Annotated in this window: 19 protein-coding genes, 1 tRNA gene and 1 pseudogene; 6 read left to right on the top strand and 15 right to left on the bottom strand. The window is 74.1% G+C overall.

Annotated features, from left to right (window positions below):
- Nucleotides 1-453 precede the first annotated feature (453 nt).
- A complete protein-coding gene (locus IE286_RS00715; RefSeq protein ID WP_189794557.1) occupies nucleotides 454-600 on the top strand; it encodes a hypothetical protein in 147 nt (48 codons plus the stop codon).
- Between the two features lie 76 nt (nucleotides 601-676).
- Here the strand turns inward: IE286_RS00715 and IE286_RS00720 are convergent.
- The 3 genes from IE286_RS00720 to IE286_RS00730 all read right to left on the bottom strand — a co-directional run bounded on the left by IE286_RS00720 (nucleotide 677) and on the right by IE286_RS00730 (nucleotide 4,455).
- Nucleotides 677-750: transfer RNA gene (locus IE286_RS00720), tRNA-Pro, on the bottom strand.
- 67 nt (nucleotides 751-817) lie between these two features.
- A complete protein-coding gene (locus IE286_RS00725; protein ID WP_189794558.1) occupies nucleotides 818-1,351 on the bottom strand; it encodes a MarR family winged helix-turn-helix transcriptional regulator in 534 nt (177 codons plus the stop codon).
- Nucleotides 1,352-1,482: 131 nt separating this feature from the next.
- Nucleotides 1,483-4,455 (bottom strand): glycoside hydrolase family 35 protein, encoded by a 2,973-nt coding sequence (locus tag IE286_RS00730; RefSeq protein ID WP_189794559.1) that lies wholly within the window; start codon nucleotides 4,453-4,455, stop codon nucleotides 1,483-1,485.
- A 543-nt stretch (nucleotides 4,456-4,998) separates the two neighbouring features.
- On the opposite strand from IE286_RS00730, the gene IE286_RS00735 reads away from it, so the two are divergent.
- Nucleotides 4,999-6,327: a Gfo/Idh/MocA family protein gene (locus tag IE286_RS00735; RefSeq protein ID WP_189794560.1), complete on the top strand. Its 1,329-nt coding sequence runs from the start codon at nucleotides 4,999-5,001 to the stop codon at nucleotides 6,325-6,327.
- Between the two features lie 165 nt (nucleotides 6,328-6,492).
- Complete coding sequence (locus IE286_RS26960; RefSeq protein WP_229861912.1) at nucleotides 6,493-6,648, top strand: carboxylesterase family protein; 156 nt, start codon at nucleotides 6,493-6,495, stop codon at nucleotides 6,646-6,648.
- 460 nt (nucleotides 6,649-7,108) lie between these two features.
- On the opposite strand, the gene pqqE is transcribed toward IE286_RS26960, so the two are convergent.
- The 6 genes from pqqE to IE286_RS00770 are packed head-to-tail and all read right to left on the bottom strand — an operon-like array spanning nucleotide 7,109 to nucleotide 11,474.
- Nucleotides 7,109-8,254 carry a pyrroloquinoline quinone biosynthesis protein PqqE gene (gene pqqE, locus IE286_RS00745; protein ID WP_189794561.1) on the bottom strand — a complete coding sequence of 382 codons (1,146 nt, stop codon included), beginning with the start codon at nucleotides 8,252-8,254 and terminating at the stop codon, nucleotides 7,109-7,111.
- Nucleotides 8,251-8,523 carry a pyrroloquinoline quinone biosynthesis peptide chaperone PqqD gene (pqqD, locus tag IE286_RS00750; protein ID WP_189794562.1) on the bottom strand — a complete coding sequence of 91 codons (273 nt, stop codon included), beginning with the start codon at nucleotides 8,521-8,523 and terminating at the stop codon, nucleotides 8,251-8,253. Before pqqD ends, pqqE begins: the two co-directional genes overlap by 4 nt.
- Nucleotides 8,520-9,272, bottom strand: a complete 753-nt coding sequence (pqqC, locus tag IE286_RS00755; RefSeq protein ID WP_189794563.1) for a pyrroloquinoline-quinone synthase PqqC — start codon at nucleotides 9,270-9,272, stop codon at nucleotides 8,520-8,522. Before pqqC ends, pqqD begins: the two co-directional genes overlap by 4 nt.
- Nucleotides 9,269-10,168: a pyrroloquinoline quinone biosynthesis protein PqqB gene (gene pqqB / locus IE286_RS00760; RefSeq protein WP_189794564.1), complete on the bottom strand. Its 900-nt coding sequence runs from the start codon at nucleotides 10,166-10,168 to the stop codon at nucleotides 9,269-9,271. Before pqqB ends, pqqC begins: the two co-directional genes overlap by 4 nt.
- A 7-nt stretch (nucleotides 10,169-10,175) precedes the next feature.
- Nucleotides 10,176-10,316 (bottom strand): pyrroloquinoline quinone precursor peptide PqqA, encoded by a 141-nt coding sequence (pqqA, locus tag IE286_RS00765; RefSeq protein ID WP_189794565.1) that lies wholly within the window; start codon nucleotides 10,314-10,316, stop codon nucleotides 10,176-10,178.
- A 60-nt stretch (nucleotides 10,317-10,376) separates the two neighbouring features.
- Nucleotides 10,377-11,474, bottom strand: coding sequence for a PQQ-dependent sugar dehydrogenase (locus tag IE286_RS00770; RefSeq protein ID WP_229861897.1), 1,098 nt, complete (start codon nucleotides 11,472-11,474; stop codon nucleotides 10,377-10,379).
- Between the two features lie 886 nt (nucleotides 11,475-12,360).
- Here IE286_RS00770 and IE286_RS00775 point away from each other — a divergent pair.
- A complete protein-coding gene (locus tag IE286_RS00775; RefSeq protein WP_229861898.1) occupies nucleotides 12,361-13,140 on the top strand; it encodes a CDP-alcohol phosphatidyltransferase family protein in 780 nt (259 codons plus the stop codon).
- On the opposite strand, the pseudogene IE286_RS00780 reads toward IE286_RS00775, so the two are convergent.
- The 4 genes and pseudogenes from IE286_RS00780 to IE286_RS26965 form a co-directional block, all read right to left on the bottom strand.
- Nucleotides 13,084-13,521, bottom strand: a pseudogene (locus IE286_RS00780) (FAD synthase family protein); the annotation flags it as partial. The gene IE286_RS00775 and the pseudogene IE286_RS00780 overlap by 57 nt on opposite strands.
- A 9-nt stretch (nucleotides 13,522-13,530) precedes the next feature.
- A complete protein-coding gene (locus IE286_RS00785; protein WP_189794568.1) occupies nucleotides 13,531-15,069 on the bottom strand; it encodes a fibronectin type III domain-containing protein in 1,539 nt (512 codons plus the stop codon).
- 90 nt (nucleotides 15,070-15,159) lie between these two features.
- The gene (locus IE286_RS00790) at nucleotides 15,160-16,686 is read right to left on the bottom strand and encodes a lipopolysaccharide biosynthesis protein (protein WP_229861899.1); all 1,527 of its coding nucleotides are present in this window, start codon (nucleotides 16,684-16,686) and stop codon (nucleotides 15,160-15,162) included.
- An 11-nt stretch (nucleotides 16,687-16,697) separates the two neighbouring features.
- Nucleotides 16,698-19,721 carry a hypothetical protein gene (locus IE286_RS26965; RefSeq protein ID WP_229861900.1) on the bottom strand — a complete coding sequence of 1,008 codons (3,024 nt, stop codon included), beginning with the start codon at nucleotides 19,719-19,721 and terminating at the stop codon, nucleotides 16,698-16,700.
- A 277-nt stretch (nucleotides 19,722-19,998) separates the two neighbouring features.
- Between IE286_RS26965 and IE286_RS00805 the strand changes: the two genes are divergently transcribed.
- Entirely contained in the window at nucleotides 19,999-20,979 is a 981-nt protein-coding gene (locus IE286_RS00805; RefSeq protein WP_189794571.1) for an NAD-dependent epimerase/dehydratase family protein, read from the top strand.
- Between the two features lie 31 nt (nucleotides 20,980-21,010).
- Nucleotides 21,011-22,222: a glycosyltransferase family 4 protein gene (locus IE286_RS00810; RefSeq protein WP_189794572.1), complete on the top strand. Its 1,212-nt coding sequence runs from the start codon at nucleotides 21,011-21,013 to the stop codon at nucleotides 22,220-22,222.
- A gap of 111 nt (nucleotides 22,223-22,333) precedes the next feature.
- Here the strand turns inward: IE286_RS00810 and IE286_RS00815 are convergent, their stop codons facing one another.
- Together IE286_RS00815 and IE286_RS00820 are read right to left on the bottom strand one after the other, a co-directional pair.
- Complete coding sequence (locus IE286_RS00815) at nucleotides 22,334-23,542, bottom strand: glycosyltransferase (RefSeq protein ID WP_189794573.1); 1,209 nt, start codon at nucleotides 23,540-23,542, stop codon at nucleotides 22,334-22,336.
- On the bottom strand, nucleotides 23,539-24,123 hold the full coding sequence (locus IE286_RS00820; protein WP_189794574.1) for a WcaF family extracellular polysaccharide biosynthesis acetyltransferase: 585 nt from the start codon (nucleotides 24,121-24,123) through the stop codon (nucleotides 23,539-23,541). The genes IE286_RS00815 and IE286_RS00820 overlap by 4 nt, the downstream gene beginning before the upstream one ends.
- Nucleotides 24,124-24,153: the final 30 nt, after the last annotated feature.

A 24,153-nucleotide genomic window follows, 5' to 3' on the forward strand; every position in this document is an offset into this window, starting at 1 on the left:
CGCAGCAGGTCGATGTGGCGACGGCAGGTCAGCAGGAGCGAGAAACGCGGCGCACGGCCGGCCCGGCCGGCCCTCTGCTCACCACTCCCCATGATTCCCTACCCGTTCACTAGGATTCCTCCATGGAGTGTCGATCCGCCGGGTGACGCAGTCAAGGGGAGATCTCGGTCTGCGGACGGCGGCGACTCACCGGGTGTGGTGCACCGGCGGTCCGGCGGCCGCTTCGCGTCCCGTGCCTCGCCCGGGTGCCTGTCGCTCGGGCTGAGCGGTGCCCCGGCCGGCGCGGACACCGGCGCGACCGGCGGTGGCGGTGACGATGTGTCCGACACCTTGCGCGCCCGGTGGCGTGCGGGGTGCTGGAGAAGCGGGCCGGCGAGGTCGCTGCCGCACGACGTGCTGGACGACGACCGGATCACCGCGGCACAGCAACCGTGCGACAGCCGTGTGTGTACCGTGACCTGGCACCGTCCGGTCCGCAGCATCGCCTCCCGGCCCGGCACGGTGGTCTCCGCGTCCACCGGTGAGGCCCTGCGGCTGGGCTTCGCCGGCCTGTCCGGGACCGGAGGTGTCACTCAGCCAATCACCGTCCGGCTCGGCTGACGGGAGGCAAGAACACCCGAAGGGCCGTACCGGACGGTTCCGGACACGGCCCCTCGGGCTGACGAACTCTCACGAGTCGGGACGACAGGATTTGAACCTGCGACCCCTTGACCCCCAGTCAAGTGCGCTACCAAGCTGCGCCACGTCCCGATGCGCTCCCGCGGTGGCCCGCGTGATCGCGCGCCCTCACACTACCGCACTCGAGCGGGTGCTCCGGTCACGCGGTGCGCGACGCCGCGGCGGCGGTGTCCTTGGTGTCCTGCTCGGTGTCCGCGGCTTTCGCGTACGCCAGGAAGTCGTCGACCATGCGGTGGAACAGGGTGGCGAGCTGGCGCAGTTCTTCCGCGGACCAGCCGGACAGGGCGGCCTCCATGCCGCGGGCTCCGGCCTCGCGGATGCGGCCGATGGCGTCGCGCCCCTGCCCGGTGAGCCGGATCCGCTGGGCGCGGCGGTCGTCGGGATCGGGGACGCGGCTGACGTAGCCGGACCGCTCCAGCTGCTGCACCGTGCGGGTCACATGCGAGGCCTCCACCCCGAGGCGGTGGGCCAGCTCGCTCGGCCGCTGCGGGGTGCAGTCGGCGATCTGGCGCAGCAGTGCGACCGCGGCGCGGTCCAGCGGCACCCCGGCCAGGCCCATGAGTCTGTCGTGCTGCCGGGCTCGCGTGCTCAGGTAGGTGATGCGGGTCAGTGCGCGCTCGATCTCGGCCACTTCGGCGGAGACGGGGCCGGGGGGCGGCGATGCAGTGGGCATATACCCAGGCTACCATGTCGTTGCGTTGCGCAAGTATTTGCGACTGCCATGAGCAGCCGGCCGGGACGTCGGGTGTCCGGGGTCCCGGCCGTGTCCGTGACCAGCCGTGTCCGCCGGGCGGCGGGGCGTGCTCAGCGGCGGTGGTATGCCGGTGAGGGAACCTTTTCGACCGGGACTCCGCCGGAGGCGAGACCCAGCACGGTGAGGACGGGCTGCGGCGGGCCCGCGGGCGCGGTGCCGTCGGACAGGACGGCGAGCGCCAGGGTGTTGCTGCCGCGGGGGTCGAGGATGCCGTTGGGCAGGACGAAGGTGTGCTGGGGGCCGACGTCATTGACGTACTGGCCGAGGTTCCAGCCGTTGAGGAAGATCTGCACCCGGTAGGGACGGGACGGATCGTCGGTGAAGGTCAGGCCGAGCGAGGCGTCGGTGCCGCGGTCGACGGACAGCCGGAACTCGGTGCGGTACCAGGCCACGCCCTGCCGGGTGTGGGTGTGCGGCAGGGTCACCGGCTGCCACGACCGGTCGGGGTAGCCGGGCAGATGCCAGCCGTGGCGTTCACCGTACAGGCCGCCGGTGTTGAGCGGCCCGCGCACCGGGTCGGCGGCGGCCGCGCCCTGGATGCGCCAGGTCAGCGGCGTGCCGTCGAGCGTGGCGGCGGTCAGGCCACGCGCCGATGCGAAGGCGTCGTCGGCGCCGCCGTCCTCCGCGTGGGCCATGCGGCGCACCAGCACGGCGACCGTGTGCGGGCCGGGCCCGCGCAGATCGGCGGGCACGGTGAAGGTGGCCGTGTCGGACCAGGTGCTCCGGGTCGCCTGGTCCGCGGTGGGCACGGGCAGCCGGTGGGTGCCCAGCGGCCGGCCGTCCCACCAGGCCATCAGCAGGCCGAGGGTGCCGGCCTGGTAGGTCAGCAAGAGCGTCCGCGCGTCGCCGGCGTCGGCCACTTGCGCCCGGTACCAGACGTCGCCGTAGTGGAAACCGTAGTCGTCGGCGAACAGCACGGCGGGCTGGCCGGCGGGCACCTCGGTGGTGCTGTGGCTGGTGGTCAGGTCGCAGACCCGCCAGTCACGGTCGTCGAAGTCCGGGGCGGCCTCGGGGTTCTCGGGGGCGTAGCGCCAGCCGGTCAGGCCGGGCAGCAACACGGCGGGCGGGCCGGCCAGCCGGCTGCGGGCGGCGAGGCCGCCGAGGGCGGTGGCGGTGACGGGGACGTGCCGGCCGTTCCACCGGACCGTGCGGATCCGGGACGGCGACCAGACCGTCAGCTCGCTCGGGGCAGTGGTGTCGCCGGTGAGGTGGACGGTGGTGCCGGTGATCCGGGCGTCGCGCACCAGGGCGGGCCCGCTGACGAGCACGGCGGCGGCGTCCGTGCCGCGGGGCCAGAGCGTGGCCACCGCGGTGTCGTCGGCCAGGAACAGCAGCAGCGGCACGTCCTGCCCGCCGCCCTCGATGCGGACGCGGGTCAGCCCGTCCAGGTGGGCGTTGATCCGCAGGGTGCCCGCCTCCGCGTCGTGCACCGCCTCGGCGCTGCCGCCGGCCGTCGACACGGTGGGCCGGGTGCGGCAGTGCAGGACGACCTCGACCGGGTCGCCGGGGCGGCCGGTGAGGACGGCGAGGTCCCGCACGGGGCCTCTGGCCTGCCACATCGGCTGGGCGGTGGTGTACAGCAGGGAACGCCGGCCCAGGGAAAGACCGGTGGCCAGCATCGTCATGTCTTTCGCGGCGACCCGCAGTCCGCCCTCCCGGACCGGGACGGTCCGGGTGCCGGCCGTCGTGGTCACCGGCAGGGTGCAGGTGAGGTCGCGGCCGGTGTCGTTGCGCAGGAAGTACACGTGCGCCCCGGGGCCGGAGGCGGTCAGGTGGTAGACCCGCACGTCCGCCTCGCTCGCAACGGTGTCCTCGGCCCGCTCCAGCCGGGCCAGTTCCGGGAAGGAGGCCAGCATCGAGCCGGTCTGCTTCATCGGCGGGATCTTGGCGGTGAGGTTGCGGGCCTCGTCGAAGGCGGCCCCGTAGTCGTAGGAGGTGTAGACGACGGGGGCGGGCTGCCAGCCCCAGGAGGTGCCGCCGAAGGTCATGTACACGTTGTGGATGCTGATGCCGTTGGCGAGGTTGGTCAGGTAGAAACGGCGCTCGTAGGCCGCGTCGCGCTCCGCCCGCGAGCCCTCGTAGCCCTTCCCGCCGAAGACGGCCCCGCCCCAGCAGTCGAACCAGCCGCCCGCGAACTCGGCTAGGAATCCGGGGGTGTCGGGGCTGGCGGTGGAGCCGCCCTTGGGGCCTCCCGGCCCGAAGAACCCCCAGTCCGGCGGGTTGCCGCTCGCGGACGGATAGCCGTCGAAGGCGTACAGGTAACGGCCGCTCTCCTCCCCCGTGGAGAAGGACCCGGGGACCCAGTAGCCGTTGCGTCCCTTGTCGTTGTGGAACAACGGCACGTCGATGCCGTCGGAGCGGACCTTGGCGTACAGGTGCGCCATGTAGTCCCGGCCGGTGGCGCTGGTGACATAGGAGGCGTACTCGTTCTCCAGCTGGTAGAGCACGACCGTGCCCCCGCCCTTGGTGTACTGACGCGGCTCGATCACCGCGTCGACCGCGGTGAGCCACTCGTCGGCGTATCTGAGGTACTCCGGGTCGCTGGTGCGTGCGTGGCCGCGGGTGACGGTCAGCCAGCCGGGGAACCCTCCCCCGTCGGTCTCGGCGTTGATGTACGGGCCCGGCCGGGCGATGACCCACAGCCCGGCCTCGGCGGCCATGTCGAGGAACCGGCCCAGGTCGCGCACGCCGGTGAAGTCGTAACGGCCGGGCGCCGGCGAGTGGTAGGCCCAGGAGGCGTAGATCGACACCGCGTTGTAGCCGCTCGCGCGCATCTTCTGCAGCACGTCCCGCCACAGCGAGGGGCTGGGCAGCCGGAAGGGGTGCATCTCCCCGGACCACAGGGGGACCCGGCGTCCGTCGATCAGGAGCGAGTGGCGGTCGAAGGCGACGGTGTGCCGTGCGGCACGCGCGCCGCCGGCACCTCGGGCGGGGACCGGCTGTGCGGACGCGGTGGCCGGCAGGGCGGCGGTGAGAGCCGCGGCGCCGGTCAGGGCGGTGAAGGCGCGACGGGACAGTTCCACGGGTCGTCTCCTCGGTGACGTCGGCGGCCGCGGACCGGGCATCCCGGCCGGGACGGCCGATCCGGTCGGTGCGGAGGACGTGCGGTGCGGTGGCGGTTTCGTGCGGCGGCGGGGGCGTGCGGTGCTCCGCGCGGGAAGGCCGGGCCGGCCGGCGGCAGCGGTGGCGGGAGATCACCACCTCTCCCCGCGTTCGAACAGGAATCAACGAGATTCAACGCGCCGGAGGATAATCACGCCGCCGAGGGAGGCCGTCAACCGGTCTGCCGCAGATGCCGCCGATTGAAAGCGTTCAGAACGATCACCAGTCGACTCGCCGGCACCGCCGGGTGGCGGTCTTCCGAGCAGCCGAGTCCGGAGCACCGATCGGCTCGGCACCCTGTTCAGGCGCCCGGGTGTGTCCTAGGCTCCGCTCTGAATCGTTCCAACGACCCTCGCGTTCCCGCGCTCCGTCCGCGGGGACCCGGCCCGCCGGTGCGTGCCGTCCCGCCGCCGCCCGTCACCTGCCCGCCCCGCCCACCGCCTCGCCGCCCTCAGGAGGAACCCATGCCGTCCCGCCGTCACGCGGTCATCGGTCTCGGCCACCGTGCGCAGCTGTACGTGGACGCCCTGCTCGGCGACTGGAGCGACACCGGGCGGCTCGTGGCGTTCTGCGACACCAACCGCACGCGCATGGCCTACTACGCGGACCGCGCCCGGGCGGCCGGGCATCCGGGCGTGCCCTGCTACGGTCCCGAGGACCTGGACACGGTCCTCGCCTCCGCGGACACCGTCGTCGTCACCTCCCCGGACGCCACGCACGCCCGCTATGTGTGCGCCGCCCTGGACGCGGGTGCCGACGTGGTGGTGGAGAAGCCGCTGACCGTCGACGAGGCGGGCTGCGCCCGTATCGCCGAGGCGGCCGAGCGCAGCGGCGGGCGGCTCACCGTGGCGTTCAACTACCGTTACTCGCCGCGCAATGCGGCGGTGCGGGCGCTGCTGGCCGAGGGACGGATCGGCGAGGTGACCGCCGTGCACTTCGAGTGGATGCTGGACACCGTCCACGGCGCCGACTACTTCCGCCGCTGGCACCGGCGGCGCGCGAACTCCGGCGGTCTGCTGGTGCACAAGTCCACGCACCACTTCGACCTGGTGAACTGGTGGCTGGGCAGTCACCCGGTGCGGGTCTTCGCCCAGACCGACCGCCGCTTCTACGGGGACGACGGCGCCGGGGCCGCCCGGTCCGCCGCGCCCCGCCCGCCGCGCGCCCACCGGGCGCCCACGCTCGGCCGTGATCCGTTTCTGCTGGACCTGAGCGCCGACCCCCGGCTGAAGGCCCTCTACCTGGACGCCGAGCACGAGGACGGCTACCACCGCGATCTGGACCCGTTCGGCGCGGGTGTCGACATCGACGACACCATGTCCGTGCTGGTCCGCTACGGCAACCGGTCGGTGCTGACCTACTCCCTGACCGCCTACGCCCCCTGTGAGGGCTACCGGGTGGCCGTCACCGGCACCCGGGGCCGGCTGGAGCTGGAGGTCTGCGAACGGCGCTGGACACCGCCCGGCACCGCGCTCGATTCCACCGCCGCGGGCGGGCAGGACGGGGAGCACGAACGGCTCACCGTGCAGGAGCACTGGAAGCAGCCGGAGGAGATCCCGATCGTGCGCGGCGAGGGCGGCCACGGCGGCGGGGACGCCCTCATGCTCGACGACCTGCTGCGCGGCACCGGCGACGACCCGCTGGGCCGCCGGGCCGGCTACCGCGACGGGCTGCGCAGCGTCCTGACCGGCATCGCGGCCGACCGCTCGGCGCGCACCGGATCGCCGGTCGCCCTCACCGACGAGGGCACCCGGCTGGCCCCGGCCACGGAAGCGGAGGCGTCCCGGCCGTAAGGGGACCTCGGTTCCGGCGGGCGGGCAGGACGTCACGAGCGCACCGCGCCAGGCCGCGGGGCGAGGACTGCCTCCAGCGCGTCGTCACCGCTCCCGCGGGCGGCAACGTGCCTCAGGCCGGTCCTGGTCTTCTTCCATGGCGGCGGTTTCAGCGGCGGCGGCGGTCTGCTCGGCTGGTACGACGGCGCCGCCCTCGCCGCCGAGGGCGACGTGGTGGTCGTACGCCCGAACTACCGGCTCGGTTCGCTTTGCTACCTCGTCCTGGACGGCGTCGGCGAGGGCAACCTCGGCCTGTTCGACCAGCTTCAGGCGCTGCGCTGACTCCGGGACCGCATCGCCGGGTGGGAGCGGGGAACCGGACGACGTCACCGTGTTCGGCCAGTCGGCGGGCGCCCTGTCGTCCGGCTGCTGCCTCAGATGCCCGAGGCGCGTGGCCTGGTCCGCCGGGCCGTGCTGCGGAGCGCGCCACCGGAGTACGCCTGCCGCTCCGTGGCCCGAGGCCCGGGTGACCGGCGAGCTGTTCGCCGGCCTGCTGGGCGCGGGCCCGTGCACCGCGCCCGTCGCGGACGCCAGGGGCGGCCTGGGCGGGGCGCCGATGCTCGGCGACACCGGCTGGGCGGACGTCGAGGCGCTGGGCCGGGCCGTGCGCGCGGTGTTGATCCGCTGCGCGCGGACCGGCGAGCCGGGCCGATGCCCGAGCCCCTGGTGCCGGTCGGGCAGGTGGCCGGCTCCGCAGACTCGGACCGGTGCGGGAACACCGGCCGGCCCGTCACCGGCGGGCTCAGGCGTCCTCCGTGACAGCGGCGCGGGCCGGTGCGGGCAGCGGGGCCGCACCGGGCCGGCGGTAGACGTACGGCGGCGCGACGGCCCGGTCCGCCTCGGTCTGCTCGCGCACCAGATGGTGGTCCGGGGACAGCGCGCAGGCCGGGTCGGTGCGGGCGGCGTCGCCGGTGAGAGCGAAGGCCTGGCAGCGGCAGCCGCCGAAGTCCTCCTCGCGGCGGGGGCAGCCGCGGCACGGGCCGGTCATCCAGTCGGTGCCGCGGAAACGGTTGAAGGCCGGGGAATGCCGCCAGATCCAGGCCAGCGGGTGGTCACGGACGCCGGGCGGGTCCAGGCCGGGGATCGAGGCGGCGGCCGGGCACGGCAGGACGGTGCCGTCCGGGGCGACGGTGAGCGAGACCGCTCCCCAGCCGCCCATGCAGGGCTTGGCCACGCCGTCGAAGTAGTCGGGGACCACCCACACCAGGTCGGTTCGGCCGGCGAGCTGCTCCCGGCGGCGTTCCACGGTCTGACGGGCACGGGCCAGCTGGTCGCGGGTGGGCATCAGCGCGGCCCGGTTGAGCAGGCCCCAGCCGTAGTACTGGGTGTTGGCCAGTTCGACACGGTCCGCGCCCCAGGCCACGGCGAGGTCGAGGAGGGCGTCGACGGCGTCGAGGTTGCCGCGGTGGAGCACGACGTTCAGGCCGAGCGGCAGCCCGGCACGGCGGACCAGCCTCGCCGCGTGTTCCTTCGCGGCGAAGGAGCCTGCGCGTCCGGCGATGCGGTCGCCGGCCCGGGGGTCCGCGTGCTGGACGGACAGCTGGACGCTGCGCAGTCCGGCCGCGGTGAGCGCGGCCAGCCGGGCCTCGTCCAGTCCGGTGCCGCTGGTGACCAGCTGGGTGTAGATGCCGGCGTCCTCGGCGGCGGCCACGATCCGCTCCAGGTCCGGGCGCAGCAGCGGCTCGCCGCCGGACAGGTGGGTGTGCACGACGCCCAGCTCACCGGCCTGCCGCAGCACGTCCTCCCACTCCTCGGTGGTCAGCTCACGGGAGCGGCGGGCGAGGTCGAGCGGGTTGGAGCAGTAGGGGCAGTGCAAGGGGCAGGCGTGGGTGAGTTCGGCGAGCAGCGCCCACGGGGGCGGGGGCGAAAAGGCGGAGGGGGCGGTCATGTCAGCCAGCCCTCCCGCCGGAGGCTGTCGAGGAAGGCGGGGACGGTCGCGGCGACCGGTGCGCCGGGGAATCGCTCGGCCAGTTCGCCGACGATGCCCTGCACGGTGCGGGTGCCGTCGCACAGGCCGACGACCGTGCCGCCGCTGCCTTCGAGGACGACCACACGTTCCGGCAGGACCAGCAGATCCTTGCCGCGCACCGGGTCGTGACGGAGCCTCAGCGCCGGGGCGAGCGCCGGACGCCAGCCGGACGCCGCTTCCGGTGTCACACCCGCTCCCGCGCGCCGCTCCGCGGGCTGCGGGCGTCCTGCCGGGTGTGCTGCTCCACCGCGTCGAGCAGCGCCCAGAGCACGTCGCACTTGAAGGACAGCGCGGCCAGGGCCTGTTCCTGCTGCTCGCAGGTGCGGGCCCACTGAAGGACCAGGTCCAGTGCCTCGGTGCTGTCCCGCCGGCCCTGGTCGACGCGGGCGCGGAAGTACGCGAGCCCGTCCGGTGCGATCCAGGTGTAGTGGCGTTCGAACGCCTCGATGCGCCGGAGCATCAGGTCGGGTGCGGTCAGCTCGGTGAGCGAGGCGGCGACGGCCTCCAGGGGTGAGCGCAGCCTGCAGAAGTTGACGTAGCCCTCGACGGCCATCCGGACACCGGGCAGCACGGTCTCGCCCGACAGCAGAGTCGCGCGGTCGAGGCCGGCCGCCTCGCCGAGCCGCAGCCAGCGTTCGATGCCGCCCTCGCCCTCCCGGCGTCCGTCGTGGTCCTCGATGCGCCGCAGCCACATGCGCCGCAGTCGCGGCTCGTCCAGCTTGGCGACGATCAGCGCGTCCTTGACGGGGATGTGGCGCTGGTAGTGGAAGCGGTTGGCGATCCAGCAGCGCACCTCCTCCTTGCTGAGGTCGCCCTGGTGCATGCGCAGGTTGAACGGGTGGCGGTCGTGGTACCGCTCCTGGCCCACGGCGCGCAGGCGGGCCTCGAACTCGGTGCGGGTCCAGGGTTGTACCGGCGGGGCGAGGGTCGTGGTCACAGCTCGATCACCATGGTGTCGTCGGCCACCTCGAGGCCCAGCCGTGCGAGGTGTTTGTGCTCCGGCGCGGCGGGGTCGAGGAGGGGATTGGTGTTGTTCAGGTGGGTGTACAGGCAGCGGCCGGGCAGCGTGGCGAGGATGCGGGCGGTGCCCTCGGGGCCGTCGATGGGCAGGTGGCCCATGCCGGTGGCGGTGCGGGAGGAGATGCCGGTGCGGCGGGGTTCCTCCTCGTCCCAGAAGGTGCCGTCGACGATGACGCAGTCGGCCTCGGCAGCGGCCCGGTGCAGGGCGTCCGGCCAGGCGGCGACAGCCGGGGCGTACAGGGCGGTGCGGCCGGTGGCCGGGTCGTGCAGCCGCAGCGCGACGACCCAGGCGTCGTGGCCGGGTGCGCCGGCGGCGTAGCGCGGGCGTTTGCCGGAGACGGGGACGGCGCCGATCCGCACGCCGGATCCGGCGGGATCGAGCGGCACGGTCCTCCGGGTGTCCAGCTCCCGCCAGATCACGGTGGTGTAGGGGGTGAGGACCTCGCCGAGCCGCAGACGTTCCTCGACGGCCTCGCGCACCGGGGCGGTGGCGGCGATCTCCAGGCGGTCCGCCTCGCGCAGCCGCCACAGGCCCAGCGTGTGGTCGAGTTCGGCGTCGGTGAGGACGACCCCGGCGACCGGTGTCTGCCGGGCTCCGGGTCCCGGGTGCAGGTCCGGGTGGGCCTCGATCTGGTCGCCGATGTCGGGGGTGGCGTTGACGAGGTACCAGCGGCCCTCGCCGACGCGGACGGCCAGCGAGGCGTGCCGGCGGCGGCGTCCGGGGTGGGCGCGTGCCCCGGAGCATCCGGGGCACGCGCAGTTCCACTGGGGGATGCCGCCGCCGGCCGCGGTACCGAGTACCCGCAGCAGCATGCCGGGGCTAGCGGACGCTGAGGGAGTAGGCGGTGACCTCGAGCGCGGTGTCGACGACCGTGTATCCCGGTGTCTGCCACGCGCTCGGGGCGGCCTCCTCGCCGGCGGTGCCGGCGGGCTGCTCCGGTTGTCCGACGACGTCGGTCATGGTGCGTGCCTTCCTTTCTGACGACGGTGGGTGGTCACCTCCCGGTGCGGGAGGGGTCTGTCACGTGACGGTCACCCGCAGCAGGAGGTCCTTCCCGGTGCCGCGGTCGCTGGTGCCCAGCCAGAGCGTGCGGGAGCCGGGGACCTTGGCCAGCGCCCGCAGGCGGCCGTAGGTGCCGTTGTAGTGGGCGGTCGGCGTGCCGACGTCCTGGCCGGTGGAGTCGAGGGGCAGCCGCCACAGCCGGCGGCCCTTGAGCGTGGAGACGTACAGGACGTCGTCGACGACCGCGATCTGCGCGGGCACGCCGCCCTCGTCGGGTTTCCAGACCATCTTCGGGTTGGTCATGCCGGCGACGGAGCAGGAGCCCTCGCAGGTGGGCCAGCCGTAGTTCTTGCCCGGTTTGATCAGGTTGAGTTCGTCCCAGCGGTTCTCGCCGATCTCGGTGGACCACAGCCGTCCGGCCTTGTCCCAGGCGAGTCCTTGCACGTTGCGGTGGCCGTAGCTGTAGACCCGGTTGCCGAACGGGTTGCCGGGTGCCGCGGCGCCGCTCTTGGTGATCCGCAGGATCTTGCCGTTGAGCGACTTCTTGTCCTGGGCCAGGGTGCCTTTGCGGGCGTCGCCGGTGGCGACGTACAGGTACCGGTCGGGTCCGAAGGCGATGGTTCCGCCGTTGAGCTGGGTGTCCCGGACGATGCCGGTCAGGACGGGGGTGTAGCCGCTGAGGCGGGTGCCGTCGAAGCGCATCCTGACCACGCGGTTGTCCTGCCGTGTGGTCTCCATGAAGAACACGTCCTGGTCGCTGGTGCCGTTCCAGGTCGGTGACACGGCGACACCGAGCAGGCCGCCCTTGTCCTCCGTCTCCTTGTCCCACACCGCGTTCGGCACGGTGCCGGCCTTCTGCTTGCGGCCGTCCGGGCCGATCTTCCAGACCACGCCGGTGTTGCGTTCGGTGACCAGCGCCGTGGTGCGGCCGGGCAGGAACGCGATGCCCCAGGGCGTCGTCAGGCCGTCCGTGAGCGTGCGGATCGCGGCCGGTGCGCCTCCCCCGCGAGGTTCGGCGGGAGTGCCTTCGGCCGTCGCGGGCGGGCCGGCGGTGCCGACGGCCGTGAGGGCCGCGGCCGCGGTGAGCGCGGCGGTGCACGGACGGATCCGAATCACCGCCGAATGCGCCGAGCGTGACATCCTGTTCTGCCTTTCCTGTCGTGGCGCGGCCGTGTGCTGCCCGACGGAACCGACACGGCCGGCTGCGGTACGGGGCTGCTCGAAGGACGCGCGCTGCGCGGCGACGCGGCGGACCCGGGGGAAGACGGAGGGTGGGTCCTGGGCCGTGTCCGTGACGTCCCGTGCCCCGGGCGATGACCGCCGCGCCGCGTTGTCCCCGCCGGCGGGCCGTTTCCCGCCGGCGGGACTGCGGACAGCAGTGAGCTTGCGGGCCGGTGTGCCCGCCACCGGTCCACCGGGGCCGAGAGGTCCCTCCCACGAGTGACCCGGGGTGGTGCGGAAGGGTGTCCGGTCGCGGCTGCCGGGGCCGTGCGCCGCCGACCCGGCTCGGGCCGCGGGTGCGGCGGTCGGGGTGCCGGGCCGAGGCAGTCGACGAACCGGACGGAGGGGACCGGGCCGCCGTCCGGGGCGACGGCGGCGTCGCGGGCCGGACGGCTGCGCAGCGTCTCGGAGTTGGTGTCCGCGCCGCTGAGCCCGCGCCCGTGCTCCCGCTCCACCGCCCACTCGCACGCGGTGAACCGGTGGTCCTGTGCCCGCCCGGTCAAGGCCGGGCTGTCGTCGGCCGGTCCGTCGCCCGCCGCGCCCAGAAGGCCGAGGTCCACCGCGGTCGATGCCGTCACCGGAGGGCCGGGGACGGCGAACGCACCAGGAGCGCACACAGCCACGGCGGTCACGGCGGAGCCGGCCACGGCCGAGGCGCCGCCACGCAGCAGCCTCCGGCGGCTGACCGGACGCCCGGCCCACCCCGCTCTGCCATAATCTTCTTCTTTCCACCGATTCATTACTTTTCTGCACGTTTCCGTTGTCCGGTTGAAGGAGGGCCGTGACCGGTTTCACCGAGACGCTCCGGCACCTGGCGGTGGCGCAGAAGCCCGCCCGGGGAGTGCCGGCCTACACCCTGTTCGTCAACCGTCCGGCCGGCCGGGTGCTGGCGGCGCTGGCGCTGCGGGCCGGGGCGACACCCCATCAGGTGACGGTGCTCGGCGCCCTGTTCACCTTTCCCGCGCTGGCCGCCGTGGCGCTGGTGCGGCCCGGGCCGGTGCTCGCGGTGTGCGTCTGCGCGGCCCTGCTCGTGGGGTTCGCCCTGGACTCCGCGGACGGCCAGCTGGCCCGCGCGCAGCGCTCGGCCGCCCCGTCCGGAGAGTGGCTGGACCATGTGCTGGACTGCGCCAAGACCGTCACCGTCCACCTGGTGGTGGCGGTGGCGTTCCACCGGTTCTTCTCGCTGCCGAGCCCGGCCCTGCTGCTCGCGCCGCTGCTCTTCGCGCTGTCCGCCGTGGTGCTCTTCTTCGGCGGGATCCTGGCGGAGCAGCTCAAGCGGCGCACGGCGGTCCCGGCACCGGCGGGGGCGGCGCGGCTCGCGGACCGGCCGGCACCGGTGCTGCGGTCGGTGCTGCTCCTGCCGGCCGACCACGGCGTGCTGTGCCTGGCCTTCCTAGCTCTGTGCCGTCAGCAGGCCTTCCTCTCCGTCTACTGCGCCCTGCTGCCGGCTCACTGTCTGCTGTGCGCGGCCTTCCTGGTCAAGTGGTTCCGGGAGCTGCGCCGCCGGGATCTGCGGCGCCCCGGTGCGGCAGAGCAGCTCCAGGGAGCTGCGCAGCAGTGAGCTGGAGGTGTGCGCGGTGTACGGGAAGTAGACGACGTCGACGCCGAGCTGTGCGAAACGCCTCTCCAGCGCCTGCCACTTGGGCGTCCCCTGCCAGTCGTCCCCTTTGAAGATGATGTGGAAGCCGATCCGCTTCCACATCTCCACCTTGTCCTCCTCCGACTCGACGACGGCCATGTCGACGCAGCGCAGGCTGTCGACGATGGCCAGCCGTTCGGCGAGCGGGACGACCGGCGGTCTGCCCTTGAGACGTTCGACCAGCTCGTCGGAGACGACCCCGGCGATCAGCCGGTCGCAGTGGCGGCGCGCCCGGCGCAGAAGGGTGAGGTGCCCGATGTGGAACAGGTCGAAGACACCGGGCGCGTATCCGATACGGGTCATCCGGCCGTCTCACCCCGCCGTGCGGGCCGGTTTCGACGGCACGGCCACGCGCAGGGCCGGGGACCGCGGCGAGGTGTTCGTGCCGTCGGTCACCTCGATCCGGTACTCGTGGCGGGTGCCGGCGTCCACGGTGTCGGTGTAGCTCATCCACGGGCGGTTCCAGAAGGCGGACGAGCGCACCTGCCGGGAGACGAGCCGGCCGTCGCGGTAGAGGAGGTAGGTGAGCGAGGCGTCGTCGCGGTCCCACGAGGCACGCCAGCGCAGGGTGACCTGTCCGGCCCTGGCCGAGGACACCGACAGGGCGGGGGTCTGGGGCGCCCCGGTGTCGGGGCCGGCGGCGAAGCGGGTCAGCCCCTGCTGGGGGACGCCGTTGACCCGGGTGAACTCGCCGCCCACCCACAGCACACCGCGCTCGACGGCCAGGGCGCGGGGGCCCACCTTCTCCCCGATCCCTTCGTCGGTGTCGGGGAACCAGTGCAGGATCCTGCTGTCTTGCGGCGACTGGGCGAGCAGGTGCTGCCGGTCGCCCCGCTCGGGGAACCCGCCCGGGGTCGCGGAGCAGTTGTGTGCGTGCGAGGCGCTGTACAGGACGCCTTTGTAGGGCAGGACGGCCTGGGTGGCGCCCAGGCAGGTGTCCTTCCACACCATGCGGTCGCCGGCGACGGTGCCCGCGATGCGGCCGTCGAAGACGCCGTCACCGCGGCCCTCGGCGGCCACGTAGAAGCGGGTGCCGTCCTGGGCGAGGGACTTCACCACCGACCGCGGCGGCAGCCAGCCGGGGTAGGTGCGCACGGTCGCGCCGCTGGTGGCGTCGAGGGCGGCCAGGGCGTGGGCGGGACGGCCGCCCACCGTGTCGAAGTCTCCGCCGGCGTACAGCTTCCTGCGGGAGGGGACCGCGGACAGGGCGCGCACCGGGGCGTCGGTGTCGGCGCGGAACGCCAGCAGGGAGCCCGCGGGTGCGAGGGCGGCGAGGTGCCGTCTGACCTGGCCGTCGACCCGGCCGAAGTCGCCGCCGAGGTAGACGGTCCGGTCCGAGACCTCGATGGCCCTGACCGTGGCGGACACCGCCGGCCTGAAGTCCTTGCGCAGGGTGCAGTCGGCCGTGTTCAGAGCGACGGCGTTGGCCACACCGGTGGAGCCGGCCCGGCTGAAGGAGCCGCCCACGTACAGCACCTTGCCGTCCGGCGAGGCCTTGAGAGCGCGGACGGTTGCCGCGCCGCCCGTGAACGACACAGCGCACGGCAGCAGCGCACCGGTGACGGCGTCGAACGCGGCGAAGTTGTGCCGCGGGACCTGCTTCTCGCCCGGTGCGGCACCGGCCGGCCGGACCGAGTCGAAGGTCCCTCCGACGTAGACGACACCGTTCGCGGCAGCCAGGGACCAGACGATGCCGTCGGTCTGCCAGGTGCTCAGCGCATCGGCGGTGAACGCCGGGGCGGGCCCGGCGGCCGCCGCGGCGACGGGTGAGCCCGGCAGGGCGGCGGAGCACAGTACGGGAGCGGCGACAGCCCAGCAGGCCGCCCTCCGCGGGGATCTTCTCAGGCGCAATGGACACCCCGGATGACAGTGGTGCGGGTGAGGCGCTGCGAGTGGCCCACGGATGCGCCGGGTCGGGACGGCCCTGTCCCTCGCCGGGTCTCAGGCGACGCGGCGGCGCAGAACTCCGGCCAGCTCGATCACTCTCAGCAGCCTGCGATACCGCCACAAAATAGTACCGAACAGACACATTCCCCAAGCCAGTGCGACGGCGAGTCCTGACGGGGTGTCACCTGCCAGGGTCCGGAGGGTCGCCGGCACCGTCGCGACGGCCAGTGCGGCACCGAGAGCGGCGGCATAGCCGCGGTCCACGGTCGTGAAGCCCAGGCGCAGCCGGACGAGCAGGGCGGCCGAGACGTTCTCCACGACGACGGCCGCCCCCCAGGACACGGCGGCACCGAGGACTCCCCACCGGGGCACCGTGAGCAGCCCGGCCGTCAGCTGCACCGCGAACGCCGCCGCGGTGACGGCCAGATGCCAGGAGCTGCGGCCGGACATCAGCAGCACCGTCTGGGCGTTGCCGACCGCGACGTTGACCATCGCCGCCGCGCACAGCACGACCAGGGCGGCCGCCCCGTCGCCGAACTCCGGGCCGAAGGCCGACAGCACGGTGCGCGGGAAGCCGACGACGAACACGAACACCGGCCAGGAGAAGAGCACCACCCAGCAGGTCGAGACGCGGTGCAGATGGCGCGCCTCGGCGAGGTCGCCGACCGCGATCAGCCGGCTGAGCTGCGGTGCGACCGCCATCCGCACGGCGAGCTGCACCAGGGTGCCCGCGGTGACGACCCGTCCGACGGCGGTGTAGACGCCCGCCTCGGCGCTGGTGGCCAGCGCGGACAGCAGGACGACACCGACCCAGACCGCGCTGAAGTCGAAGACGGCCGAGACGGCGCGGGGGGCCGCGAACCTCCAGAAGGCACGCCAGGGGACGGCGCCGCGCACGGCCGGGTGGTCGGTGCCGCGGGCGGCGCGGTTGCGGCGCAGGGCCAGCCAGGCGGCCGCGGTGCCGGCCAGGGCGGGTAGCAGCCAGGCCGCGGCCAGGGAGAGCATGCCGGGCGCCAGCCAGATCACCGGTACGGCGATGAGCACGCGCAGCACGGGTTTGCCGATCTGTTCCACGGCGACGAACGGCACCACGGTGCCGTGGCCCTGGTTGGCGCCGAGCAGGACCAGACCCACCGTGGCCACGGGCAGGAACAGACCGAAGAGCCGCATCAGGGTGACCGCGTCGGACGCCGGCAGGTGCGGCAGGAGCGTGGTGGCCACCGCGGGACACAGCAGCAGCGGCAGGGCCGCCGCCGTACTGGTCACGACGGCGGGCGTGAGGGCCGCACGCAGCAGACCCCCCACCCCGCGTCCGCCGCCGACGGCGATGTCCCGGGAGACGAAGCGGACCAGCCCGGTGTCGGCGCCGAGCTTGCAGGTGTGGCTGAGGATGGTGAACAGCGCCACTCCGGTGAAGACGGCTCCGGCCCCCTGGGCTCCCAGGGCGCGGGTGATCAGGCCGACGAGGACGAAGGCGAAGACGGCGTTGACCGCGGAGCCCGCCACGCCCCACCAGCCGCCCCGTGCCGCGGCAGCGACCCCGCTCGGGGCGGTGGCCGCCCCGGGAGCGGCGGCGGTCACGGGTGCGGCGGTCACCTGCGGGCGGCCGTGAGCGTCTCGTCCTGCGCCGGCAGCGTCACCACCGGGCTGTCCGGCGGGGTCGTCGCCGGGCGGCGCGCGGTGCGGGAGCGCAGCGCGGCCAGGGCGGAGCGGAGACGGTCCGGCCGGCGGTCCCCGTCGAGCACGGCGCCCAGGAGGGTCCCGCCGGAGCAGTCGATCAGCTCCGCGGCCCGCCGCAGATCCTCCCGCCGGGTGGTGCCGAGGCCGGCGACCAGCAGGACGCCGTCGACACGCTGGGCGGCCGAGAGCGCGTCGGCGTGCTCCAGGAGCGGGCGGGCGAGGACGACCGTGGTGCGCGCCTTCGATGCGGCCGGCAGCCGGTGGACGGTGCCGGTGCCGTCGCCGGCGCGGCAGGCGAAGTGCCCGGCGGTGCCGGCGTCGACGAGGCGGCTGCCCTCGGGCAGGGCCGGCTGTCCGGACGGGCGGGCCTCGTCGGGAAGCAGGGGCAGCCGGGCGGTCACCGGGGGCGTGTCGGTGTCGGCGTCCACCAGCTGCACCTCCCGGCCGCACTCGGTGAGGGCCGCGGCCAGGTTCACGGCGATCTCCTCGGTGGCCGCATCGCGCCGGGGGGCCACGACGAGGATGCCGCCGGGGCCCCCGGAGGACCCGGTCCGGTGCAGCCGGTAGGCCAGGGCGCGGTGGCTCTCGGCGCGGTCGCCGCCGCGGTGGCCGACCTTCAGCAGGCCGGGCTCGCCGCCGGGTTCGTCGCCGGGTTCGGCGGGCAGCAGACCGAGCACGGGGGTGCGCAGCGCGGCCCGGACGTCCCCGGCCGACCTGACCCGGGTGTCCAGGGCGGAGCACAGCCAGGCCAGCAGGATGCCGAGGGCGATGCCGCTCGCCCCGCCGAGCGCGAGCAGGGCGGGCCGTCCGGGTCCCGCCGGCCGGGTGGGTACCGCGCCGTGCCGGACGACGTAGCCGCCGTCGGTGTCGCGGGACTTGATGTCCACCATGCGCCGGTGCAGGGTGTCCAGTTCGGTCTGCAGGGCGCGTTGGACGGCCTCGCCGGTGTTCTTCTGCTCCTTGGCCTGCTGCACCGCCTGGATCTGTTGTTCGACGCTGCGGCCGGCCCGCTGTGCGGCGGCCTCGTTGCGGACCTTGCGGTCGGCCAGGTAGGCCTCGGCGAAGGCGTCGGCTCCGCGGGCCGCGCGGCGCGGTGAGGAGTCGGTGAACTCGAAGCGCAGCACCTGGGACTTGGGCCGGTGGGTGATCCGCAGGTGCTTGCCGAGCGTGGCCGCCTCGCCGGCGGGCCGGCCCAGCGTGCGGGCGGCGCGGGCGGCGACCGAGGCGCCGGCGGCGATCTGCTGCTCGGTGCCCATGCTGATCTGGTTGTCGGCGGCCACGCTGACGGTGCCGAACGGGTCGGCGGTGGAACGGACGAGGACCTCGCTGGCGGAGGTGTAGACGGGGGCGCGGCCGAACGCCAGGGCGGCGCCGCCCAGCAGCCCCAGGGCGACCCCCAGGGCGATGGCGGCGCGGTGGCACAGCAGCCGGCGCAGCTGGTCGCGCAGCTGGTCCGGCTCGTCGTACCGGTCGGGGACGGGGTTGGGGCCGGTCACGGGTGCCCTCCTGTGGGGGATCGGTGCGAGGCGGTCGGGTGGGGCCGGCAGCGCCGGTGTCACGGCCCGCGACGCGCGGGCGGCGGGCGCGCTGATGAGCAGCGGGACGGCCAGCAGCAGTGTCAGCGGGCCGACGATGCCGAGCAGGCTGCCGCGCAGGAAGACCATCTGGTAGAAGGCGAATGCCGGGACCAGGCACGCCGCGAGGGTGCCCGCCCGGTCGCGGAGCCGGTGACGCACGTCGTCCATGCGGCGGCCCGCCGCGCCGAGGAGGAAGAACACGGCGGCCACCGCCGGCGGACCGGCCCACAGGTAGCTCTCGATCCACAGCGGCGCGGAGAGGTTCTGGAAGTCGTAGCCGGCGTAGCGGGCCAGCGCGATGCCGGTGTCCTCGGGCTTGTCCGGCCACACCGCGCGCGGCACCCAGAACAGTGCCGGGCCCAGCACGTCCAGCGGGGCGAGACCTCTCTCGTGCGCGTAGTCGATGCCGGTCTGCACCTGCTGGAAGGCGTCGTAGTCGCCGTTGGTGGTGAACTGTGCGGTGAGCGAGACGACGGACAGCTGCTCCCGGTCGCTGTAGCGGAAGTAGTCGCTGTACGGGAAGGCCAGCAGCACGGTCGCCATGAGGCCGGCCGCGACCGCGCGGAAGGCGCGCGGCCGGTTCGTCCGGGGCACGGCGAACAGCAGGGTCAGCAGGACCGTGCCGATCCAGAACCGCGGGGTGCTGACCGGGTTGTTGACGACGGCGTTCAGGGCGAGCAGCAGCGGCAGCAGCAGCCGGCGCAGGGCGCGCAGCAGCCGGTCGCCGCCGGGCGCGCACGGCACCAGCAGCAGGCCCAGCAGGGCCCAGAACGCGGGCACGGACAGCGACCAGTGGCGCAGGGCGGACAGGAAGGCGCCGTCGGAGCCGTCGGCCAGGCCCGACTCGCGCAGGGCCTGGCGGCTGGTGAACCAGACGGCGAGGCCGCCCGGTTGGCGCGGGATCAGCACCACGCCCAGGGCGAGCGCGCATCCGCACAGCGACAGCAGGCGCCAGGGCGCCAGGCGGCGGGAGAGCAGGAGTTCCACCGTGCCCGGCGCGGAGGAGAGCGGTCCGGCCGTGCGGCGGCGCTCGCGGCGGGCGGCGACGGCCGACCCGGCGCTGTGGGCGAGCAGCCCGAGTTCCACCACGGCCACGGCCGTGAGCGCGGTCGCCTGGCCGGTCCGGTAGCCCCACGGGTAGGTGTCGCAGGCCAGCTGCGCCAGGGGCGCGAGTCCGAGCCAGACGTAGGCGAAGACCCAGAACCCGAGGGCGACGAGCCGGACCTTCGGCGCGGTGAGCACGCGGACGAGGGCCGCACCGCTGTGTGCGACCACCACCGTCTGCAGGGCGAGCGGCAGCGACGGATGCGCGCCGTCCGACAGCAGGACGGTGCCCGGCAGCAGCACCAGCAGCGCCACGGACCAGAGGCATACCGCCGTCACGCCGCCGGTGCCGTCGCCCGGAGAACGCCGCGGAAAGGGATGTTTCACCTGAAAGGTCATCAAGAGGGTTATAGCGCTCGCATACCGGCGAACCGCTCAGGCACGCAGAGCCGCACCCCCGGGGGACCGCATGCACCGCACCGTCATCGGGTGACGCACACGGCCAAGCGGCGCGCCCTGCGCCCCATTTCATGACATATATGCATTGATGATGCCCACCAGATCAGAGGATCTCCGGACGAAGGAGTGACCCATGGGCAAGCAGGTGGACGTCGTCGTTGCCGGTGCCGGGGGATTCATCGGCGGTCATCTCGTGGGCACCTTGCTGGACCAGGGGCTGACCGTCCGCGCCATCGACAACAAGCCCCGGCACGCATGGCACCAGCTGCACGAGGGCGCCGAGAACGTCACCGCCGACCTGTCGCTGCTGGAGCACGCGCGGGCGGCCGTCCGGGGCGCACGGCAGGTGTACATGCTGGCCGCCGACATGGGCGGCATGGGCTACATCGAGAACAACAAGGCCGCCTGCATGCTGTCGGTGCTGATCAGCACGCACATGCTGAAGGCCGCGCACGAGGAGGGCGTGGAGCGTTACTTCTACTCCTCCTCCGCCTGCGTCTACGCGGCCGGCAAGCAGACCGACCCTGACGTCACCGCGCTGCGCGAGGAGGACGCCTACCCTGCGCAGGCGGAGGACGGCTACGGCTGGGAGAAGCTCTTCTCCGAGCGCATGTGCCGCCACTTCACGGAGGACTACGGGCTGGTCACCCGGGTCGCCCGCTACCACAACGTCTACGGCCCCCACGGCACCTGGACCGGCGGGCGGGAGAAGGCGCCCGCCGCGGTGTGCCGGAAGGTGGCCGAGGCTGCCCTGTCCGGCGACCACCGGATCGAGATCTGGGGCGACGGCCGGCAGACCCGCTCCTTCATGTACATCGACGACTGCCTGCACGGCACACGCATGATCATGGACGGGGACAGCGGCGTACCGGTCAACCTCGGTTCCTCGGAGCTGGTGAGCATCAACCAGCTCGTCGACCTCGTGGAGCAGATCGCGGGCATCCGCTGCGAGCGCCACTACCGGCTGGACGCCCCGCAGGGCGTGCGCGGACGCAACTCGGACAACACCCTGATCCGCGAGCTGTACGGCTGGGAGCCGTCCATTCCGCTGATCGACGGGCTGGAGCGCACCTATGCCTGGGTGTACGACCAGGTCAAGCGGGCCCACCAGTGACTCTGCCCTTGCTGCGAGGACACACGAGCCGATGAGGATCCTCGTCCACGACTACAGCGGCCACCCGTTCCAGGCCCAGCTGAGCCGGGAGCTGACGCGCCGCGGTCATGAGGTCGTCCACTCCACGTGCACGGCCTACGTCTCCGGCAAGGGCGACCTCGCCTCCGGCATCCGCGGTCTGCGCTTCGCCACCATCGGCGACGGGGTCGAGCTGCGCAAGGAGGCCTATGTGCGCCGGCTCGGCCAGGAGACCCGGCTGGGCTGCGAACTGGCCCGGCAGGTCGCCCGCGTCAGGCCCGATGTGGCCCTGCTGTCCAATCTGCCGGTCCCGGTGCTGGTGGTCACCGCGGCCGCGCTGCGCGCGCTGCGCATCCCGTGGGTGCTGTGGCACCAGGACGTGACCGCGGTCGCGCTGAGGAGTTTCGCCGCGGCCGGCATCGCCCGGTCGATGGGCCTGGCGGCCACCGTCCTCGGCGCGGGCGAGAAGTGGGCGGCGCGCCGCGCCGCGGCCGTCGTGGTGATCGCCGACTCGTTCGTGCCGGTCCACGAGCAGTGGGGCACCGCGGGCAAGGTCACCGTGGTGCCCAACTGGGCGCCGCTGGACGAGATCACGCCGGTGCCACGGGCCAACGCCTGGTCGGCACAGCACGGTCTGGACGGGGTGCCGACGCTGCTGTACTCGGGCACGCTGGGGCTGAAGCACAACCCGGTGCTGCTGGTGCGGCTCGCCGAGCGCCTGCGCGAGCAGGGCAGTCCGGTGCGGCTGGTCGTCGTCAACGACGGCCCCGCGGTACCCGTGCTGCGCAAGGCCGCGGCGGAGCGGGGCGTCGACCTGACGCTGCTGCCCTTCCAGCCCTACGAGCGGCTGCCCGAGGTGCTCGGCAGCGGGGACGTCCTGGTGGTCCTGCTGGACCCGGACGCGGGACAGTACTCGGTGCCGTCCAAGACGCTGTCCTACCTGTGCGCCGGGCGGCCCGTGCTCGGCCTGATGCCCGCGGACAACCTCGCCGCGCGGCTGCTCCGCCGGGCGGGGTCGGCGGTCTTCCCGCCCGAGGAACGGGCCCTGGAGGACGCCGCCGCCTGGGTGCGCACGGTGCTGTCCGACCCGGCGCTGGCGGAGCGTCTGGGCAAGGAGAGCCGCGCCCTGGCCGAGCGGGAGTTCGCCCTGGACGACTGCGCCACCCGCTTCGAGGAGATCCTCCGCGGGGTGTGCGGGGCGGGCGCGGACCCTTCGCGGCCCTGAGCGCGCGGCCGGGCCGACAGTCCCGGCGGCCGATGGGCCGCCGGGCACCCGGTCCCGCGCCCCGCCGCCGGCCCGCCGGTCGTGTGCGATCGGGCCGGCGGCGCCGGAGAATCAGGCGGCAGGCCTGGGGGCGGCTGCCTCCTGCCGTGAGCCGGTCGTCGTACGGTCCGTGTCCCCCGGGGCATCCGGTCCTGCCGGTTCACCCGCGCACGCGCCTCGGTAGATCTCCTCCAGCCGGTCCGCCACGGCGCCGATGGAGTAGAGGTCCTCGACCACGCGGCGCCCGGCCCGCGCCATGCGAGCCCACAGCTCCGCGTCCCCGAGCAGCCGGCACACCGCCGCCGCCAGGGCCGCCGGGCTGCCGTCGGTGACCAGGGCGGCGCCGCGGCGTTCCAGCTCCTCGGCGATGCCGCAGGTGTCGGTGCAGACCACGGGGGTGCCGGCGGCCAGCGCCTCGATCAGGGTCATGCCGAACGGCTCGTTCACGCTCGTCAGCACATGGACCGCGGCCTCCCGGTAGGCCCGCCGGGCCGCGTCCGGGTGCAGCGGGCCGCCGTAGCGGACCACGCCCGCGGGCGCCCGGTCGATCAGCCGGCGCACGGCGGGCAGCGAGCCGTCGTCCGGGCCGTACAGGGTGAAACGCGCCTCGGGCATCGTCCGGTGGACCAGGGTGGCCATCTCCACGAAGACCTCGGGGCGTTTGCGCGGGTGCAGCCGGGCCAGGAACAGCACCTGCGGAGGGCGCGACCGGTGCGGCTCCGGTTCGGGTGCGTCCGGCCGGATGCCGTTGGGCAGCACGGGCAGCGGCGGTCCGTCCCCGCCAAGCACCCGCGCCACGAGCCGGCGTTCCTGCCCGGTCAGCACGCAGCAGGCGCGCGCCCGGCGCAGCAGCGGCAGATACAGCAGGTCGAAGAGCCGGACGGGCAGGGTGGTGCGCGGTTCGACCATGCCGTGGGTCTGGGCGACGCACGGCACGCGGCGCAGCGCGGCGACGGCGAGGGCGGCGAGGGAGACCAGATCCCGGCCGGCGTGGACGTGCACGACGTCGGTGTCCTTCATGGCCCGCCACAGGTCACGGGGGAGCAGGGGGTGCAGCAGGCCAACGCAGCCCCGGGCCGGCAGCAGCGTGCGGGCGGGACGGGAGCGCAGCGGAACGTCTCCGATGCGGTCCGGTGCCCGGCCGCTGCCCCGCCACAGCGACAGCAGCGTGACCTCGTGCCCGCGTGCGGCCAGCTCCTGCGCCTGGGCGACGGCGACGCTCGGCGGGCCGCCGTAGATGCCGTCGTCGCTGATCAGGGTGACCACGTGCAGCAGTCTCATGCCGTGCGTCCCTTCGTCGTCAGGACCGTGCCGGGCGGCAGGTCCCGGTGGGCCACGGCCCCGGCGCCCACCACCGCGCCCCGGCCGACGGTCACGCCGCGCAGCACCACGGCGCGGGCCGCGACCCAGCTGCCCGGCTCCAGGCGGATGGGGCCGTTGTCGAACTCGAAGGTGGGGCTACGGCGTCGATGGCTGCCGGTGCACAGCAGCGCGCCCTGGGAGACGCAGCAGTCGTCGCCGATCGTGACGGGTTCGAGGTTGAGGATCCAGGCGTCCTCGCCGATCCACACGTCGTCGCCGATGGCCAGCTTCCACGGCCAGTGCACCCGCACACCGTGCCGGATCAGGACGCGCTGTCCGACGCGGGCGCCGAAGGCGCGCAGCAGCGCCGGCCGCCAGCGGGCCGGGCACCACCATTTGACGAAGACGAGGTGGAGGACGGCGAACCAGGCGGCCTGCACGAGGAGCGGGCGTCCCTTGTCGTAGCCGGCGCCGGTGAAGCCGCGCAGGTCGCGGTCGACGACCGGGGCCGTCACCGGTGGATCGTCACCGGGCCGCGCGGTGGCTGCGGTCTGCGCCATGGCAGTGTCCCTTTCCGAGGGCCGAGGCGT

Origin of the sequence: Streptomyces thermodiastaticus (genome assembly GCF_014656135.1) — a bacterium.
GTDB classification, from domain to species: domain Bacteria; phylum Actinomycetota; class Actinomycetes; order Streptomycetales; family Streptomycetaceae; genus Streptomyces; species Streptomyces thermodiastaticus.

Coding starts and splice junctions, on each gene's coding strand:
- pqqB (WP_189794564.1), bottom strand. CDS start 10,168: ATGCTGCTGCGGGTACTCGGTACCGCGGCCGGCGGCGGCATCCCCCAG.
- IE286_RS00815 (WP_189794573.1), bottom strand. CDS start 23,542: ATGAGACTGCTGCACGTGGTCACCCTGATCAGCGACGACGGCATCTAC.
- IE286_RS00725 (WP_189794558.1), bottom strand. CDS start 1,351: ATGCCCACTGCATCGCCGCCCCCCGGCCCCGTCTCCGCCGAAGTGGCC.
- pqqE (WP_189794561.1), bottom strand. CDS start 8,254: ATGACCGCCCCCTCCGCCTTTTCGCCCCCGCCCCCGTGGGCGCTGCTC.
- IE286_RS00805 (WP_189794571.1), top strand. CDS start 19,999: ATGGGCAAGCAGGTGGACGTCGTCGTTGCCGGTGCCGGGGGATTCATC.
- IE286_RS00735 (WP_189794560.1), top strand. CDS start 4,999: ATGCCGTCCCGCCGTCACGCGGTCATCGGTCTCGGCCACCGTGCGCAG.
- pqqA (WP_189794565.1), bottom strand. CDS start 10,316: ATGACCGACGTCGTCGGACAACCGGAGCAGCCCGCCGGCACCGCCGGC.
- IE286_RS00810 (WP_189794572.1), top strand. CDS start 21,011: ATGAGGATCCTCGTCCACGACTACAGCGGCCACCCGTTCCAGGCCCAG.
- IE286_RS00820 (WP_189794574.1), bottom strand. CDS start 24,123: ATGGCGCAGACCGCAGCCACCGCGCGGCCCGGTGACGATCCACCGGTG.